At 42.9% G+C, this 17,491-nt stretch carries 11 protein-coding genes; 1 reads left to right on the top strand and 10 read right to left on the bottom strand.

The genetic code is table 11. The annotated features are described in order from the left end of the window. Positions 1–33: 33 nt before the first annotated feature. The 10 genes from LT679_RS03285 to xerD form a co-directional block, all read right to left on the bottom strand. Positions 34–1,746 (bottom strand): alkaline phosphatase family protein, encoded by a 1,713-nt coding sequence (locus tag LT679_RS03285; RefSeq protein ID WP_232175532.1) that lies wholly within the window; start codon positions 1,744–1,746, stop codon positions 34–36. A 26-nt stretch (positions 1,747–1,772) separates the two neighbouring features. Beyond that, positions 1,773–3,383, bottom strand: a complete 1,611-nt coding sequence (locus LT679_RS03280) for a DUF5008 domain-containing protein (RefSeq protein ID WP_232175531.1) — start codon at positions 3,381–3,383, stop codon at positions 1,773–1,775. A 17-nt stretch (positions 3,384–3,400) separates the two neighbouring features. Then, complete coding sequence (locus LT679_RS03275) at positions 3,401–4,135, bottom strand: hypothetical protein (RefSeq protein ID WP_232175529.1); 735 nt, start codon at positions 4,133–4,135, stop codon at positions 3,401–3,403. A gap of 12 nt (positions 4,136–4,147) precedes the next feature. Next, positions 4,148–5,671: a RagB/SusD family nutrient uptake outer membrane protein gene (locus LT679_RS03270; RefSeq protein ID WP_232175527.1), complete on the bottom strand. Its 1,524-nt coding sequence runs from the start codon at positions 5,669–5,671 to the stop codon at positions 4,148–4,150. 10 nt (positions 5,672–5,681) lie between these two features. Beyond that, positions 5,682–8,831 carry a SusC/RagA family TonB-linked outer membrane protein gene (locus LT679_RS03265; protein WP_232175525.1) on the bottom strand — a complete coding sequence of 1,050 codons (3,150 nt, stop codon included), beginning with the start codon at positions 8,829–8,831 and terminating at the stop codon, positions 5,682–5,684. 19 nt (positions 8,832–8,850) lie between these two features. After that, on the bottom strand, positions 8,851–9,972 hold the full coding sequence (locus LT679_RS03260; RefSeq protein WP_232175523.1) for a DUF5007 domain-containing protein: 1,122 nt from the start codon (positions 9,970–9,972) through the stop codon (positions 8,851–8,853). A 3-nt stretch (positions 9,973–9,975) separates the two neighbouring features. Further along, positions 9,976–11,085 (bottom strand): discoidin domain-containing protein, encoded by a 1,110-nt coding sequence (locus tag LT679_RS03255; protein WP_232175521.1) that lies wholly within the window; start codon positions 11,083–11,085, stop codon positions 9,976–9,978. A gap of 12 nt (positions 11,086–11,097) precedes the next feature. Continuing rightward, positions 11,098–12,597 (bottom strand): RagB/SusD family nutrient uptake outer membrane protein, encoded by a 1,500-nt coding sequence (locus tag LT679_RS03250; protein WP_232175520.1) that lies wholly within the window; start codon positions 12,595–12,597, stop codon positions 11,098–11,100. A gap of 32 nt (positions 12,598–12,629) precedes the next feature. After that, on the bottom strand, positions 12,630–15,551 hold the full coding sequence (locus tag LT679_RS03245; protein ID WP_232175519.1) for a SusC/RagA family TonB-linked outer membrane protein: 2,922 nt from the start codon (positions 15,549–15,551) through the stop codon (positions 12,630–12,632). A gap of 574 nt (positions 15,552–16,125) precedes the next feature. Next, positions 16,126–17,028, bottom strand: coding sequence for a site-specific tyrosine recombinase XerD (gene xerD, locus LT679_RS03240; protein ID WP_232175518.1), 903 nt, complete (start codon positions 17,026–17,028; stop codon positions 16,126–16,128). A 42-nt stretch (positions 17,029–17,070) separates the two neighbouring features. On the opposite strand from xerD, the gene aroQ reads away from it, so the two are divergent. Continuing rightward, positions 17,071–17,484 carry a type II 3-dehydroquinate dehydratase gene (aroQ, locus tag LT679_RS03235; protein WP_232175517.1) on the top strand — a complete coding sequence of 138 codons (414 nt, stop codon included), beginning with the start codon at positions 17,071–17,073 and terminating at the stop codon, positions 17,482–17,484. The last annotated feature ends 7 nt before the right edge of the window (positions 17,485–17,491 follow it).

Below are 17,491 nucleotides of genomic sequence, written 5' to 3'. Positions count from 1 at the left end.
TGGTTATATTTACTCTTTCTCTTCCTACTCGGTTTATTGATCTAACCAAACACGTCCGCTTAAATCCCAGCTCTGTTGGCTCGCTATCCTAAACCAGTTAAATATTTGTGATGGTATATCAGTGGTTTGCGGAACAAATTGCGCCAATGTCTCAGCTGACGGCGGGCATATCAGATCGTTAAAATCCTCCCATTTATAATTGCCTATTAACTTAAAGTCGCGCGCTTGAGGGCCAAAATCCCTAATCAGGTCGCCCTGCCCATCAGTGCCCGGCCAGTAGCCTACTAAAAAGCTATAATACGGGTGTCCCTCGTCAATAGTTGTCTGGCAGGCATAGTTTTGTATAGTAGCGTCAGGCAGTGTGGTTTTAAAGAAACGGATATCACTCAGGTACACATCCGGAGAACCATGACCGGTACCATTTAAGTAACCAAGTTTAAGCTTGTCGTTATTGTCCAGGTCACCGGCATCGGTTATATCAATTTCGTTATCAAATTGCCCGTTGGTATAAGTGCGTATGTAGCGGCGGCCACCCCGTATCTCGCTTTTAACCGATAGCGTTTTCCACTGGTTCGGCTCCAAATCGCGGCCCCGGCATTGCCTGTAGTTACCGTTTACCTCTTTAGCGCCACGTAATTCAAAATACCAGTATTTTTCTTCCAGATAAATAACCCAGCCCACTGACGGGTGACCGCTTGACCATTCGCGCCGTTTACCCAATATACTTGGCCAGGTAAAACGTTCGCCGTTCTTCTTCACTTTTAGTTCGATGGTAAACTTTGATGTATCGCCACCCAGATTGAATATATCAGCAGTGTCAATTTCAGCTCTAACAGCCTCGTTTTGCATACGTACTGTACGCCCAAGGTAACGGTTACCTGTAAACGGTTTACTGATAACACGCTGGCTATACTTTAAAGCGCTGTAAATGGTAAAGGTATTGGCTGTTGTGTTACTGAAAACAGTATTATCATTTTGATTTTGAGGGATAGCAAACTCACCTCCACCGCTTGAGGCGATAACGATCATCCAATCTTCGTTAGCATAATTTTGGCGTGCCTTTACTGCATTTACAATTTCGCCTACGTAGCCGTCAAAGGTTTCGATAGCGGCCTTGTATTGCGGAAAAGAATTATCGTAGCCGTATTGTGCGCCTGCATCATCAATATCATTAAAGTGAGCTACTACAAATGTTGCCGTGTCGCTTTGTAAGTTATTTACAACGGCGGTTTTAACATCGGCGTCGGTAGCGTAGGCTTCGCTGATATCGGTGCCGGCTGTCAATTTTTCTTTAAATAAATTAGATGCCGAAAACGAAGCGATTTTAATGGTTGGGTTAACCTCTTTTATACGCTCGAAGAGCACTTTGTAACGCTCCAGGTTGTTACCCTCGAAGGTATTGCTTGTTACGCCGTGATCGTCGCTTTTAACCCCTGTAAGCATATCAGCCCAGTTACGGGCGTCGTTCTTTGAATTCGGATCATTAAGCGCTACCCAACTGTAGATAGATTTGGGCAGCAATGATTTGATGTTCGGCACGTTGGCCGCGTTTACTGAGGCGCCACGTGCGCCATCTGTAATTATATATAACACTTTACGTTTACCGTAAAATACATCCACCGAATCTGTATACTCTTTATCTGGCAGCACGCGGGCAAAATCCTTATTACAGGATACGATGGCCGCAGTAAACAAAGCGCAGATGAACAGCAATGCAGCTGCTTTTGTTGTTTTAAATTTTGTCATCTGTATAGTATATTATAATTGGTGTTTTATTCTAAAGTTACCCTTATGATGTTGTAACGGTCTTCGTTATCAAACTTGTAGAAGCCACCTATGAGTAATAAGGCACGTTTACCATCGGCTGATTGGGTTTCAATAACATTATTCAAACTACCAGCAAATGGGCCGGTGGCATTGTAACTTTTGGCTAATGACCCGGTTGCAGTAAGTATGGCAAAACCGTTGCGGGTTATATTGTCATATTTTTTAAAGCCGCCCGATATAACGATCAACCCATCGTTCAACTGCCTGCAAAAGCTTATAAAATTATCGTACGTTTTGCCCTGGAATGATTGATCAAGCGAGCCATCCTCATTTAGCAATGCCAAACCATACGCCGGTTTGCCGCTATAGTTTCTGAACACTCCACTGATGAGATATTTTTTGGTAACGTTATTATAAGTTAAAGAAGATATGGTATTGTCAGCACCTACTCCTGACTGAAAAGTTTCGTCAATAGTGCCATCCACATTTAAACGCACAATGTTACCCGCGGTTTTTCCGTCAAATGTGCTAAAGCGACCGAATAATACCAGTTTTTCTGCATTGGCGCCCTCAGTATGCATGTACGAGTTTACAGGGCCATTTGCCGAAACGTTGCCTTTGCGGGTTTGCTTGTTGAAGCGGAAATTTGAATCGAGCGTACCATCCAGGTTAAAGCGAAGCACCTGACGGATCTCGGTACTGTCTAAAATCACCGTATCACGTGAAAAATCGTAATTAGGCTTTCCGTATGTGCGGCGTACATAGTACCTAAATCCGCCCACCGCGAGGATTTTGTTTTGATGCTTATATATTTTATCGATATAGCTATTAGTACCGCCGTTAAACCTCGGAAACCACTTCAATGTATCGTTGGTTTTGTTACCTCTTTTAAATACCCTTATGCCAATGGTATCTATTGCACCGGTACTGGTAAGCGCAGTAATGTTACTCACATTTTCGGTACGCTGGTTATAGCCACTGAAGCCACCGGATATATAAAACCTATTATTAGTTTCGATTATACCTGATAATGAGCCATTCGCTGCCCTGCCGGTACGGAAGCTACGGTCGTATTCGCCGTCTCCGGAAATACGCGCGATGCGGTTAATTGGTACAATGATGCCCTTATTATCGTAATTGGTAAATGATCCAATAACCAGGTTACGGCCATCAGCAAGCGGAAAAACATCATTAACGGCTCCGTTTGTGCCATTAGTTGCACGGAATGACGGATCGATATTAACCAAGCCGTTTACTTTAAACTCAGGGCCTAAAACCAGTTGATCGTCAATTACGATAGACGTAATACCGGTACTACCCCATTCCGGAACTTTTACTTTTATTTCTGAATCGGTTATTGACGTAATCTCACCTTCCTCACCGTTAAATAAAAAGCGGGCCTGATCTTTATATTTCATTAAACCGGTTACTTTAAAAGTAACCTCGGTACCCGGACTGCCAGCTGCCGGCACGGGTACCGCATCACGGTTTAAGGTAATGCCGAGCACTTCCTTGCCATCGGCATAAGGATCTGTAAGAACAACCTTTTCCTTACGGCAACCCTGCCCAACAGCCATTATTGCTAAAAGTATAATTATGTATATCTTTCTTTTCATGTTTTACAATTTTGCTGTTAGTTACTTGATGAGGTTAAACCAGTAAAATAAACGTCATCAAAAAATTCCCCAAAATTATACCCTAATGTAGTACCTGAATACGCCAGGGTATGTACAACACCATTTCGCGGCTTTATATCTGACGATGAGATAGCGTTCGTAACTGTACCTGATGTTGGATTAGCTATATCAGGTATATAAATTATATTTAACTTACGTGGGCCGATATATTTCACACCGTTAGCATCACCGTATATTACGCCTATGTTACATACATCGTTACCATTAGTGTAATAAAGCTGACCCGGATACTGGCTTTGCAGCCCCAAATCAATCTGCGGATAATCTTTAAGGCGGTTTACACCTTTAAACATATAACGCATCAAATATTTACGCCAAACAACCGGGCTTATGTCTGATAACTGCTTAACCGTATCACGCCCAACCAGAAATAATTCCCGGTTTAAACCGCCACGGGTGTACGATCCGATTGTACGTTTAACAACATCATCATCCGGAGCGAAAAAGGTAAAATCCTCGTTGCGAAAAACGTCTTCCATTCCGGCCAGCTTTACTATTTGCGCAATAGTGTCAAACGGAACCGGTTTTTGTTCCAGGTAGTCAAGCATGCTACCCGGATAGTCAGCCTGGGCTTTGCCGCCGTCTATATAATATTCGTCACGCTTACATCCGGCCAAAACAAGTAACAGGCCTGTAAGAGCGAATAACATGGTTTTAAAATTTCTTATCATCTTTATAATATTTTAATTACCGCCGTTTACCCAATAGGTGTTCAAGGTCATGAATGGATTGTTAACGAGTGCATTACTGTTTATCGGCCAGGTCCAGGCGCCACGGTTAAATTTGTCAAGCGTTAGTACGTTGTATGACCACTGGCTGCTCAGTATGCGGCGTGTGCGCACCAAGTCAAAATAATGATGGCCTTCACCCATTAGCTCTCTTGAGCGCTCTAAAAAGATGAAGTCCTTTAGCTCCTGGCCGCCTCCGCCGCTGTAAAGAGGAGCCTCTGCCCTTCTCCGTACACGGTTAAGCATATCAATTGCATCTCCATCCTCGTTTAGCTCCGCCATAGCTTCGGCACACAGCAATATCTCACCCGCATACCTGAAAATCATAAATGTATTGTCGGGGTTGGCGTTCTCTTCACCTCCTGCAAACGTATTCGCCGCAAACTTCAGCATCATGAATTTACCGTTGTCAGCGTAAATATCTTCGTCAAACCAGGCTGTAGCCCTTTTGTCGGCCGCACTTGGATAAAGCTTTTGCATATATTCCGCACGGAAATAAGCGAAGCTTACACGGTGTGTATATTCCGGACGTTTGTACGGATAGTGAAGAAACATATCACCAAAAGGTGCCACGTCCCTATTTTGATCGCCGTAGTTGATACTGCGGTAAAATTCAAACAAGCTCTCCTCTGAACGGCCTTTTATTACTGTTGACCACTGTTCAATAGGTAATAATCTGTAAGCGTTACTTGCTACCAATTCACGACCAAGTTCTGCGGTTTCAGTATAGTATTTATTAGCGTTCGCCCGATCAAAGCCCGCATTCCACATGTTCATGTTCATCAGCAACGCAATAATGCTACCTCTGCTTGCGCGAACGCCTTTTAAAGCCGGGTCACTATATGTCCACGGTAAAAAGTTTTTGTAGGCCTTTAAATCAGCAATACATTTATTTAAAACCGATACCATGTTCTCACGAGGTAATGGCTCAGAGTGAAAAGCATCTGTATAGTAAGCTACATCTCCGTATAACCTCACCATAAAAAAGTAAGATAGTGAGCGGATAAAAGCGGCCTCAGCTTTAAACTGGTTTGCCTCGTTGGCGCTTACGCCTGGTATACCTTCGTCTAACTTTTCTATCAAAATGTTGGCACTTTGAATAACCTGATAATACCCGGTCCAATCGGTAATTGCGCCGAAGTTGTAAAAGTCCCACGGCCTGCCACCTTGTAAGAGCGTCAACAAATCATTACGGCCAAGCACCTCTACATATTCCCTTGCCGGGCCTACATCCGCTTGTGGCTCATGCAGCACCTCGCCCGAACGGTATTCGCCGGTAGCGCCGATAAAATGCGTTTCGTTCACTTTTCCAAAAAACCGGCGAGACATATCGTAGATATTTGCCAGAACGTCCTCTTTAGATTGGTAAAAGTTGTTACCTGTCAGCTTATCAATAGGCTGTATATTCAGGAATTTTTTGCAGGACGGCAAACAGAAACCTCCTGCTATTATCAAAATTGATGTAATGATCTTTTTCATAACTGCTGTTTTATTTGCCTGTGTTAAGCTCAAGGTTTAATCCTAAGTTGTATGTACGCGCTACGGGGTAACCGTTTGAAATGTCACGGCCTAACGAGGTTACGTTTTCGGGGTTAGGGCCTGTGTATCTTGAAAAGGTTACCAAGTTGTCAGTTGATAAGAATACCCTCAGGTTATTAAAACCATATCTCCTGATCGCGTTGCGGTTAAACATGTATGACAGGGTCAGGTTATTGATTTTAAAATAAGTCCCTTGCTCAGCCCATAACGTTTGATCCGGACGCAGCGGTTGGATCTGGTTAAAACGCGCAAAGTCATAAGGGTTTGGATACCTGGTAACATCACCCGGATTACGCCATATATTCATATTTGTAAGCGGTACTACAGCCAAAAGAGAGAACGGATCGCGCATGATGGCCATACGGTCAGACAAGGCGTTGTTCAAAATGGTTCTGTTAGCGGTGAATGAGCCGTAAACGTTAAGCCCCCAGTTTTTGTAAACGATGTTGGTTGAGATACCACCTGTAAGCAATGGTTGTGAATTACCTGTAATTTCATAATCACGGTCATCAAGTATATAATCGCCGTTTACGTCTTTAAATTTCGGATCGCCACCTTCAAAAAACGTTCCGTTGGTTTGGTAACGCTTACCGGTAACCGGGTCAACCGGTACGTCGGTATCGTATGCATAAACACCCTCATTAATGCGCAGATAGTTTGAAAGCGTATTTTTACCTACACGATAAACAATGTGCTGCCTGTAACCGCTATTATCAAAACGGATATATTGCCCGTTATATTCAACCGGTAGTTTAAGCAACATATCGCGGTTGATAGCGCCGTTAACTGATACCGTTAACTTAAAATCTTTTGTATCAACAGCCCTTGCCGTTACCATTAACTCATAACCATAGTTGGCAATACCCACATCGTTACTTGCCAGGCGGCCAAAGCCTGTCATGTTTGCCAGGTTACGGTCAAACAGTAAGTTATCAACGTGTTTATAATACGTATCAAACACTACAGTAAGTCTCTCACGGAAAAGACCTAAGTCGAAACCAAAGTTATACTGTGTAGTAGTAGTAGGCTTAAGCGCAGGGTTGGGTATAAAATCATTATTTATACCAATGGTTGGGTTGTTGTTAAAATTACCGTTAAGGTTGTAAACACCGTAAATGCTTTGCAGCGTACCGCTTGGCACAATGTTTTGGCCCCAGGTTAAACGCAAACTACCAAAACTTAACCATGACAAATCGCTCAAAAAGTTTTCCTTATTAAAGTTCCACCTTAAACCAACCGCAGGGTTTTTTGAGTATGGATTTTCTAAACCGTTAGACGATGTACCATCCAGGCGATATGAAAACTCAGCAACGTATTTCTTTTGATAATCATAAGTTACCGAACCGGCGAACGAAGCAATTGTAGCGTTACGATAGTTTGATAAAACACCACCACCACGAGAGTAGTAAGCATCATATCCTACCGGGCCCTGCAATTGGTCGTTAGGGGTACGCTCCTGGCGGATGATGCCGCTCTGCGCGCCTTGTTTGTATATCTCGTTAAAGGTGTTTACAAACAGGTTATGATCCTTACCAAATGTTTTTGAGTAAGTGATAGCGTTACGGTTATAAAGCGTGTAGTTACGGCCTTCAAAATCATACACCCTGGCGTACTGTGAGTTTGCTGCCGCAGGCGTAAAGGTTGCTTCAGCATCCGATGTATAATCGTAGCTTATACTTGATGACAATGCGAGACCCGGAATAAATTCATACCTACCATCAACGTTGGTACGCAAATTCCTCGAACTGTTGCTGTTTTGTGTACGTAATGCTGATGTAACCGCATTTGATGAAAGGTAAAATGAAGGTGGCGGCAACAACGTTGATGCCTGACCATTTGCCGCAACACCTGATTGAAGCAAGCCCACACCGTCGCCTTTAGCCTGGTTACCTACCGAACCAAATAATGAACCGAAGAAGCGAAACTTATCATTCGGCTTAAACTCCATGTTCATGTTCAGGTTATACCTGTCAAAACCGGTATTTTTAATTACACCTTTTTGAGAAAAGTAGCCAACGTTGGCTTTGTAATTAAAGCGCTGATCGCCACCATCAAGCGCAAGGTTATGGCTTTGGTTATAAGTAGTAGCATAAAAAACTGATTGCCAGTCGGTAGAGTTGTTCCAATACGCATTCAAACTGTCAGCCAGGAAATCAGTAAGACCTAACTGGCGCAACTGCTGTTCGGTACGAGCATTAGATAATATCTGCTGTATTTTCGACTGGCGCTCGGCATTACCACCCAATGTTTCGCGTAGCTTTGGTGGAGTTTGCACGAAGAAATTGGTGGTATACCTAACACGTGGCACCTTTGAGTTACCGCGTTTAGTAGTGATGATAATTACACCGTATGCACCGCGCGAACCGTACATTGATGTAGCCTGCGCATCCTTCATTACCTGTATGTTTTCAATATCTTCAACAGGTATTAAGGATAGCGGGCTTACGCCTGGACCTTGAGTTTGAAAACCAAACTCTGACGCTTTATCAGCATCCAGCGGCACACCATCAATAATATAAAGCGGTGATGTTGGTTGCAGGAAAGATTCGTTACCGCTACCCTGAACGCTCAAGGTTGACAGACCACGTACCTGCACCGAGCCACGGAAACCCGGAGCACCCGTATTGTTCTGTACGTTTAAACCGGCTACTTTACCTTGTAGCAAGCTCTCAAAGTTAGCAACAGGTATATCCTGTATGTCCTTACCGGAGATGTTCACCGCCGCACCGGTTGTGGTTTCCTTGGCACGTTTCTGATATGCCACAATAATTACCTCGTTAAGCGCTTTTTTATCTTCGCTCATATTGATAACTATGTTTTTTGAAGCAGCAGTTGCTTTCACCGTTTGTGTTGCGTAACCCATAAATGAAAACGAAAGGGTTGCATTTTCAGGAACGTTTACGGTAAACCGGCCTTTACCGTCGGTTTGTATCAAACCTTTGCCGTCAGCAGCCACGGTTACGCCGGGCAACTCAATATTTGCTGTTTTGTCAATAACGGTACCGCTTACCGTTACAACCTTTTTTTGTTGCGAATAAACTTTTGTGCCGCATATTACGCAAACAATAAGCACTGTATAAAATAGTCTAAGTATTCTCATTGTGATGGCTTTATGGTTTTTATTCGTCTTCAAACTTTGGATTTTCCTTTAAAAAGTGGAACACCACTTCCCAATCGCCTTTTTTGTAGATGGCGAAGTCTATGCCGAACGAGGCCACTGTTCTGCCGCCACCAAAACCTTTACGAGAGTAGCTGAATTCCGCGTGATCGCGGCTTCCGCCCGGCGCATAATTGGTAACCACTTCAACCAGCGGAATTGGATATGCAACGGTATATTGTACATATTCGTTGGTTTTCTCCATATTAAAGCCATGCACGATCCTATCCCATTTGGTTTCATTAAACAAATTCGGATTAATGGCTACCGAATCCTTGTTTAAAAATTTAAACCTTATTGAGTTACCCGAACCACCCGGTACCGGGCGTATGTAAACCACTACTTCCTTATAATCATCGTTACTACGCAATGGCTGATCGCTTTGTGCGCCGATAACGTTATTTAAGAAAGGCCTGATATAATTGCGGCTATTAGGGTTGTTAGGTGATTTTGGATGTGGTGCCGGGCCGCCCGAATAAATGTTAAAGTCATCAGATGGTTCGTAAGGGCGCTCGCGGAACGGCCGAACTGACAGATCGCGTATAATTGCACTGCCGCCGCTATTGGTAACGCGTACATCAAAATAACGGGTATCCTGCGGAAAATTTGTGGTATCGGCAGCTCTTGGCGTAATCAACTCATTTGTTGACGATGCCCACAAAATGAACTCGCCTGACTGGCGAACCTCAAACATCGGGTGATCCTCAAGCTTACGCTTTGATTCAATTTCCTCAATGCTCTTTTCCAAACCGGTGTAAGCCTTCGTCCATACATAAGTTGGCCTTACCTGAAACAGGTCAGTAACCGGCCGGCCGTCGCCAAACCTTGCATTAATTATCTCAAATTTAATAGGCTGGGTGGAGTTATCTCCGTTAAATCCCCCCATTACGTTATTGCGACCCAAAATCGGATCGAAGGTTTTATTGTTATAATTAATTCGCGAACTGAGGTATTCCTTTTCGTCCGGCAAATCAAATATTTTTTTACAACTGCTTAGCGCGATGCAGGCAAGCAACATCAGCCCAATTGATTTTTTTACGTTTATATACATGGTTGGCATCATGTTTAATTTTTTGTAACTCATCTCTTAATTCGCACGGTTTATAGTCCACTCAGCTAACTGGAATGCACCGCTGCCGTTAATCTCGGAGATATCTATACGATAGAATTTGTAAGCGACCGTATTGTCGCACCTGAATACTTTGGTTTGATACCTTTCTTCAAAGAAGAAGTTACTTCTGCGGTCAAGTTCCACCCAGGTTTTACCGTCCATCGATCCTTCATAAGTCCAGGCGCGTGGGTCACGATCCGGTGCATCGTTGGCTGAAATAAGCGTGTAAACGCCGGATACAGCCGGTTCTTTAAGTTCGTATTGCATCCACAAACGGCCCTGAAACTCAGCAAGGAATTTGGTATGATCGTCGCCGTCAATAACTTTTTTCGATCCTTCACCATTGTCTGGTCCACCAGCGTTATCACGCAATACGCTAAGCTTACCTCCGATCTCTAACATCAGATTCGGTGGCGGCGGCACAAATGTTAGCCTGGTTACAAACTCATCAAAACCAAAAATATGGTCAGGACTAACCACGTGAACAATACCATTTTTTGTGATGATGTTATTTGAACCGGTTGTAGTGGTTGACCAATTACGAATGAATTTACTGCGCTTGGTGTTGCTAAACTCTACAGCAACCGGACCTGCGTTAACATTACCGGAAGCTGAATTCCTCACCAGTTTACCGTGCATAGGGTATGCAAAACGAACGCTTGGCAAGTCAAGGCCATCCTGCAAGGTTAACGAGTCTGACGTATATCTGCCTCTGATTATATAGTAAGAGGCCATGGTGTCCAAGTGAACGCCATCTATGTTCGACAGGTAAAGGGGATCCTTATCACTTTGGCGGCGAAGCGTATTTAAGTTTGTTATCGCCAATTGAAAGCTCGGGTTAGTTACCGCAAAAAGGGTAACGTTGCTATCTGTAAGCATTGGTTTAAGGCCCATGCGGTCAACAACAGCTATAAGTGAATCATACACGCCGGGTTTACTCTTCAGGTAATCGTAAGTATTACCGGCAAATTGAGGATCGTTATTTGCGGCGTTATAGTAACCGCCATCTTTGCTGCAGGCAAAAAATGTTGCCGCTACACAAAACAGCAGTGCCGGAGTTTTCATATATCTTTTTATCGTATTCATATATGTTTATTTTTATTTCCAGTAAGGATTTTGTGTTAATTGGTTGTTTTGTGAAATAAGCTTGCGCGAAATAGGCCAGTAAATACCCTGAGAATTTATCAGTTGCATAAACTGTTGGTTATTCTGTTTTATCTTATTATAGCGAACAAGATCGTACCAGCGATGCCCCTCTCCCATCAATTCACGACGGCGCTCTTGAAAAACTACGTCTATTACATCGCCGGTTTGAAAAATGGTAGTTACACCCCGGCGCGTCATGATATTGACAATCTCGTTCCAGGCGCCATTTGTGTCACCCAATACAGCCAACGCCTCTGCGCGAAGTAAGACAATATCTTCCAGGCGGGTGAATATCAGCGCGCTTGTGAAGTATCTGAAATTAGGATCATTAGTACCGCCCTGGATAACTTTGATTTTACTAAAGATTGGATATTTACCGTTGAAGTTAACAAAGTAACTCTCGTTGCGTGGCTGGCCTAATGTATCCAGGCTAAAGCGTTGATCATTTAGTAAGGTAAATACTCGTAGTATAGTATCTTTCGGCATGTAGATATCGGGCACGTTTTTAGTAACCACCGGCTGCGCAAGGGTTAACTCTTCAATATGTCCGGTTACAGATCCGTCAATGTGTCCCCAATCAGAGTTGAAACCGAACATCTGACTGGTATTTTTATTATAAAAAAATCCGTTTGAATTGGTCAGATCAGTTGTTGACTGATAATTGATACGGCTTTTACCATAATTATCCTCAACGAACTTTGCGTAAGTAGCAACATCATCATAATTTCCCTGCCATGCCGCTACGTGTGCTAATAAAGCATAAGCTGTGTTCTTGGTTGCCAAAGCGCCCCCCCAACGGCCATCACCTTCGCCATAATATGATCCCGGTTGTTGCTCATCATTAGCGCTGTATATAAAAGGTAAGTCAGCGGCGGACTTTTGTAGTTCCTGCTCTATCCAAACTAATATTTTAGCTTGCGATTCGCGCGGTTTATTTTCAAATTTACCGTCATATGAACTTGTTATGAAGGGCACATCACCCCAAATACGTACCATGTAGAAGTATGCGAAGGCCCTAAGTAAACGAGCCTGTGCCACATCAACAATCATGTTGTTCTCAGTGTAGCGCCTGTCAACCGCCTTTACCTCGCCAATACGCTCCATAAATATGTTGGCTGCGTTAACTACCGCATAAAAGCGTGTCCAGTCCGACAGCGCATCAATTGTGGGATATGATGCGTTTAACTGGTTTGATGTTACTGCCTTTAAATCCTGGCGGTTAGGGCTTAAAAATTCACCTGTACGCACATCTCCATAAATCCAATGGCCGTTATTGTCTGAAAGAGCGGAACGGGTGAGCGCGTAAACACCCATTATACCGGCACGGGCATCCTCCAGCTTGTTCCACATGTTTTTTTCGCCTACCACACGTACCGAATCCTTATCCAGTATCTTATTACATCCGGTTAGTGCTACCAAAAACAGCAGTGCTATATATAATATCTTTTTCATTTGTTTTACTTCAGATTTACGTTAACATCCTGTTACAAATCCATTTTTACACCCAGCGTGTAAGTACGCGGTATTGGCAATCCGTATCCTGGATCAAAACCATCGTAGCTAACCAATTCCGGATCCTGACCGGTGTATGGCGTAAGGGTGAAAACATTATGCACCGAGCCATACACGTATAACCGGCTCACTTTAACATTTTTGCGGCTTAACAGCTTGGTGAGGTCATAACCTAAAGCAACTGTACGCAGCTTCAGGAACGAAGCATTCTCCAGGAATAGGTCCTGATCGGTACGATACGGTATAACTGTGCTCCAAGGATTGTACATTGGATATTTTGAGTAATCACCACGTTTTTCCCAAAAGGTTATTTCTTTAACTGAACTGATGTTGCTGTTACCTTCACGGTTCACAAAATCAAACCTGTTAGCCATATCCTGATTGATCAGTTTACGACCAAGATTGAAATAGAAATTCAGGTTAAGGTTCCAACTGCCATAGCGCAGGTTGTTATCAAAACCACCTGATATGGTTGGTAAAGAATGGCCCATCAGCATCTTATCATTATTGTCGATGTTATTGTCGCCATTAATATCTCTCCAGCGCGGGTCGCCGGGCTGCAAAGCAATACCGTTATACTTTAACGGCTGACCGTCAACTACCGGAATTTCACTCACGGAATTATAAATACCGTCGTTAGTTAGTAACCAATACTGATCAAATGGCTGACCAACTCTCAGCAAACGGTTGCCGATAACCAGCTCATTTAAACCGCGAGGCAATGATTTTAATTTGTTACTGTTATGATTAACATTTAATGATGATGTCCACCCGAAAGTATTTTGCTTGATGATGTCGGCCTTAATAGTTACATCAATACCACGGTTGTTTACAGACATGCCGTTTTCCAGCGATTGTTTATAACCATATTCGGCATAATCAGGCACGCCAAGTATCAGGTCTTTTTCAGTTTTTGAGTACAGATCAACTGATAAGCGCAGGCGCTCTGCAAAGAAACCCGCATCAATACCAATATCAATCTGGTCTGAATATGACCATGGAATGCCGTAGCCTATCCATCCCGCGCTGTAAGGCCTGGTTAATACAGCGATAGCATTATAACCCGGAACAGTTAGGTTGCCAGTGTAACCTGTTGTAGCAGTGTACTGCGGGCCTTGCGCGTAATTATCGTAAGCGTTTAAGCGGCCCATACGGCCAACGCTGGCACGTAACACCAGATCGCTGAAGGTAGTATTATCCTGTAAAAACTCTTTCTTCATGCTCCAGGCGGCAGACACCACCGGAGAAACGAACCAGCGTTTGGTAGGTTGCGCGTTTGATGACCCATCGGTACGCAAGGTTGCCGAGATCATATACTTATCATTGATGGTATAGTCGGCTTTGCCGTAAAACGACAGCAGGTTATCACCTGTCTTATCCAGAAAGCGGTAAGTTAACTCCCGCGGGAAAGCTAAGGGGTTAAGATAGTTCCCGTTAGTAGGATCAGACTCAAGCAGGTTTATTTTGATATAATCATTAGCGCCTTTATAAGCGTAAGCGTTAGTATATTTATAAGTATCCCACTGTATAGACTGGCCTACCTCAACGTGTAATTGATGGTTTTTGGTTGGCGTAAAATCATACGAACCTTTGTTATCCAACATTAAACGCTGGTTAAAACCATAAAAGTTTGATGCATAGCTGTTGCCCTGTAACAAGGTACGTGCGTAAAATACGTCGCGGTAACCTTCGTTATAATCAACACCAAAAGTGGTACTCCATTTAAACTTGCCAAACTCAACGCCAATGCGAGCGAAGCCTTGTATCAGGTTGGTTTTATTATCGTCAAAACCTTTTTTATACTGATTTAGATAATCAGCGTAATACTGTTTGTTTGGCGGGAGTGGCGCGCTCAGGTCAGGGAAATAGTTTACCTGGGCAAAGCGGTCGCGCAGGTAACGGTTACGATCGCGCTCTAAACGGTTTGCGTTAACCATTGCCGAGAAAACCAACCATGGCACCGGCTTCATGTTTATATTAAACATAGCGCTGTATCTATCAATACCGGTATCATCAGCAACACCCTGATTTTTAGTGTTACCCAATGTAAAACGGAAGTTAGCACGGCTTGTACCTCCGGAGATACCGAAGTTAATGCCATGAATAAGCGCGTTACGATAATAAAGATCGGTCCAGTCTGATCGACCGCTATAAACGTTGTTTAGCGAGTCGCTTAGGTAGATAGGATAATTTTCATCATCAGAGTAGCGCCCGTTTGTGGTATACAAATCGTAAAAACGCTGACGAAAAGCGTTTTCATACTTACCGTTGATAGTAGTTACCGACGGGCGCTGAACCATACCAATGTACGAGTTGAAGCTTATGCTGCGAACGCTGCCAGGCTTTTTTGAAGTAAGCACGATAGCGCCGTTAACTGCGCGCGGTCCGTAAATAGCAGATGCCGACAAATCAGCAAGTACCTCAACCGACGCGATATTATTCATATCAATGTTAGCAAATACATTGGTTGCAGGCCCGGGGCGGTTAAAATCAAACTGCTGAAGATCAAACGCAAAAGGGTGTTCCGTTATCAGCGGAATACCATCAAGTATTACCAAAGGTTGCGCCTGGTAAACTTCCCGGCGTGAAAGTAAAGGCATTGCAGCGCCGCGGATGAACATGTTTTGAACAGAACCCGGCTCGCCGGATGGTTCCTGAACGTAAAGGCCGGCGTATTGGCCTTTAAGGTACTGCTGTAATGAAATAGCCGGAAAAAGCGATAACTGATCAGGAGTAGTTTTAACACTGTCTGAAAAACGGTTGTATAACGTTTTTCGGATGTTTACTATACTGTCGTTCAATAAAGTATCTTTTGCGGAAGTGTCCTTACGGACTGTATCCTGAAAAAAAGATAATTTAAAATTGCCTATCCCTTCACTATTACCTTTAGCCAAGCCAGTTGATGCTTTGATTGCAGTTCCGAAAAAAACCGCAAAGCACAGCCATAAGTATCGCATATTAATGGATAATTTAGATTATTGAAATAAAAGAAATGATAATTCCAGGCCCTGTAGAGAGCTGACTAACAATTAGTTAAGTTTAGCTTAAGCCGTGAAAGAGATGTGCAAAGTAAAAATTTTACGCATAGTTAAGGGTTTAATTAGTTTATTAAATGGTTGTTTATAAGAGCTATGTTGTGCAACTCACAAGTCTGAACGTTTTACTTGTGTGTATGACGTTTATTTAATCGGTATAACAAATTAAATCAACAAAAACGGTTTATCAAAATATTATTACAAAAAATCTATCTTTTTCCAAATTCACACCACCAAGTGCCGGAAATTATAAAATTCATAAAAAATTACTATAAATTTTATATTATATTAAGATAAAATCAAACTTAATGCATTTAGCTTTATCATTATGATATTAAAACAGCGCTTTTTATTGACAGTATTGTCAAGTATTTGATAAATCGTGTAATTATTATTCTTGTTATGAATAATGTGTTTGAACAAGAAATTAATTTTACGATCGGGGATGATATTGATTTATGGTTGACTTTAGATAGTCGCGGTCGAGGTGCGTGTAAATTTCTGTGGTGGTGATACTTTCGTGCCCAAGCATTTCTTGCACTGCGCGCAGGTCTGCCCCACCCTCAACCAAATGCGTTGCAAAAGAATGCCGCAATGTGTGCGGACTAATATTTTTGTGTATACCGGCAAGCGCAGTTAAATCTTTAAGCAACATAAATATATATACGCGGCTTAGCCTGCTGCCCCTCCGGTTGAGAAAAACCATATCCTCCTCCCCCTTTTTTATAGCTATATGAACACGTAATTCATCAAGCCATATTTTCAGCGCTTTAGTAGCTGCATTGCCTATAGGCACCAGCCGTTCTTTATCGCCCTTACCGGTTACCTTGATAAATTCAATATCAAGGTAAAGGTTGGATATTTTGAGTTCTGTCAATTCAGATACCCGCAGGCCGCAGCTATATAAAACTTCAACAATAGCCTTATTGCGTGGCCCCTCTGGTTTTGAAAGGTCAATTACTGATATAATACGGTTTATTTCATCGTAGCTTAACGTATCGGGCAGTTTTCGCTGTGTTTTGGGCGCTTCAAGCAGTTCGGATGGATCACTAATTATCAAATCTTCCATCAGCATATATTTATAGAACGCTTTTATACCTGATAATATCCTGGCTTGAGATGTCGGTAACATACCCAGCTCATTCACCCAGATAAGGAACTTACGTAGATGAGCAAGCGTAACTTTTTCCGGCTGAATTACATTTTCGGGATCAATGACTGAAAACTGAGCGAGTTTATCAATATCGCGGGTGTAAGCCTCTATAGAATTTACCGACAACGAACGCTCGAGCCTCAAATACGTCTGAAAACCTTTAATTGCCTGCTGCCAGTTCACCGTAATTTTACTTTTATTAATTTATACCTAAGTTTGGGCACCATGAATATACAGATAATTAACGGCCCTAATTTAAACCTGCTTGGCGTACGCGAAAAATCCATTTACGGCGATGCCAGTTTTGAAAGCTACCTTGAACAACTGGTAGCCCGCTACCCTGATATTACTATAAGCTACTACCAAAGCAATGTAGAGGGCGAAATTATAAATAAACTGCATGAAGTTGGCTTTACGTTTGACGGTATCGTAATAAATGCCGGAGCTTATACCCATACCTCCGTAGCTATCGGCGACGCTATTGCTGGTATCAATACTCCAGTGGTGGAGGTGCATATAAGTAATGTATATAAGCGAGAGGAATTCAGGCATTCATCCATGCTGGCCAAAAACTGTAAAGGCGTTATAGCAGGCTTTGGAATGGACTCTTACCGTTTGGCGATTGAAAGTTTGCTGTAATCAGCTT

Source organism: Mucilaginibacter roseus (assembly GCF_021215455.1).
GTDB classification, from domain to species: domain Bacteria; phylum Bacteroidota; class Bacteroidia; order Sphingobacteriales; family Sphingobacteriaceae; genus Mucilaginibacter; species Mucilaginibacter roseus.
This window is presented reverse-complemented; position numbering and strand designations above follow the sequence as displayed.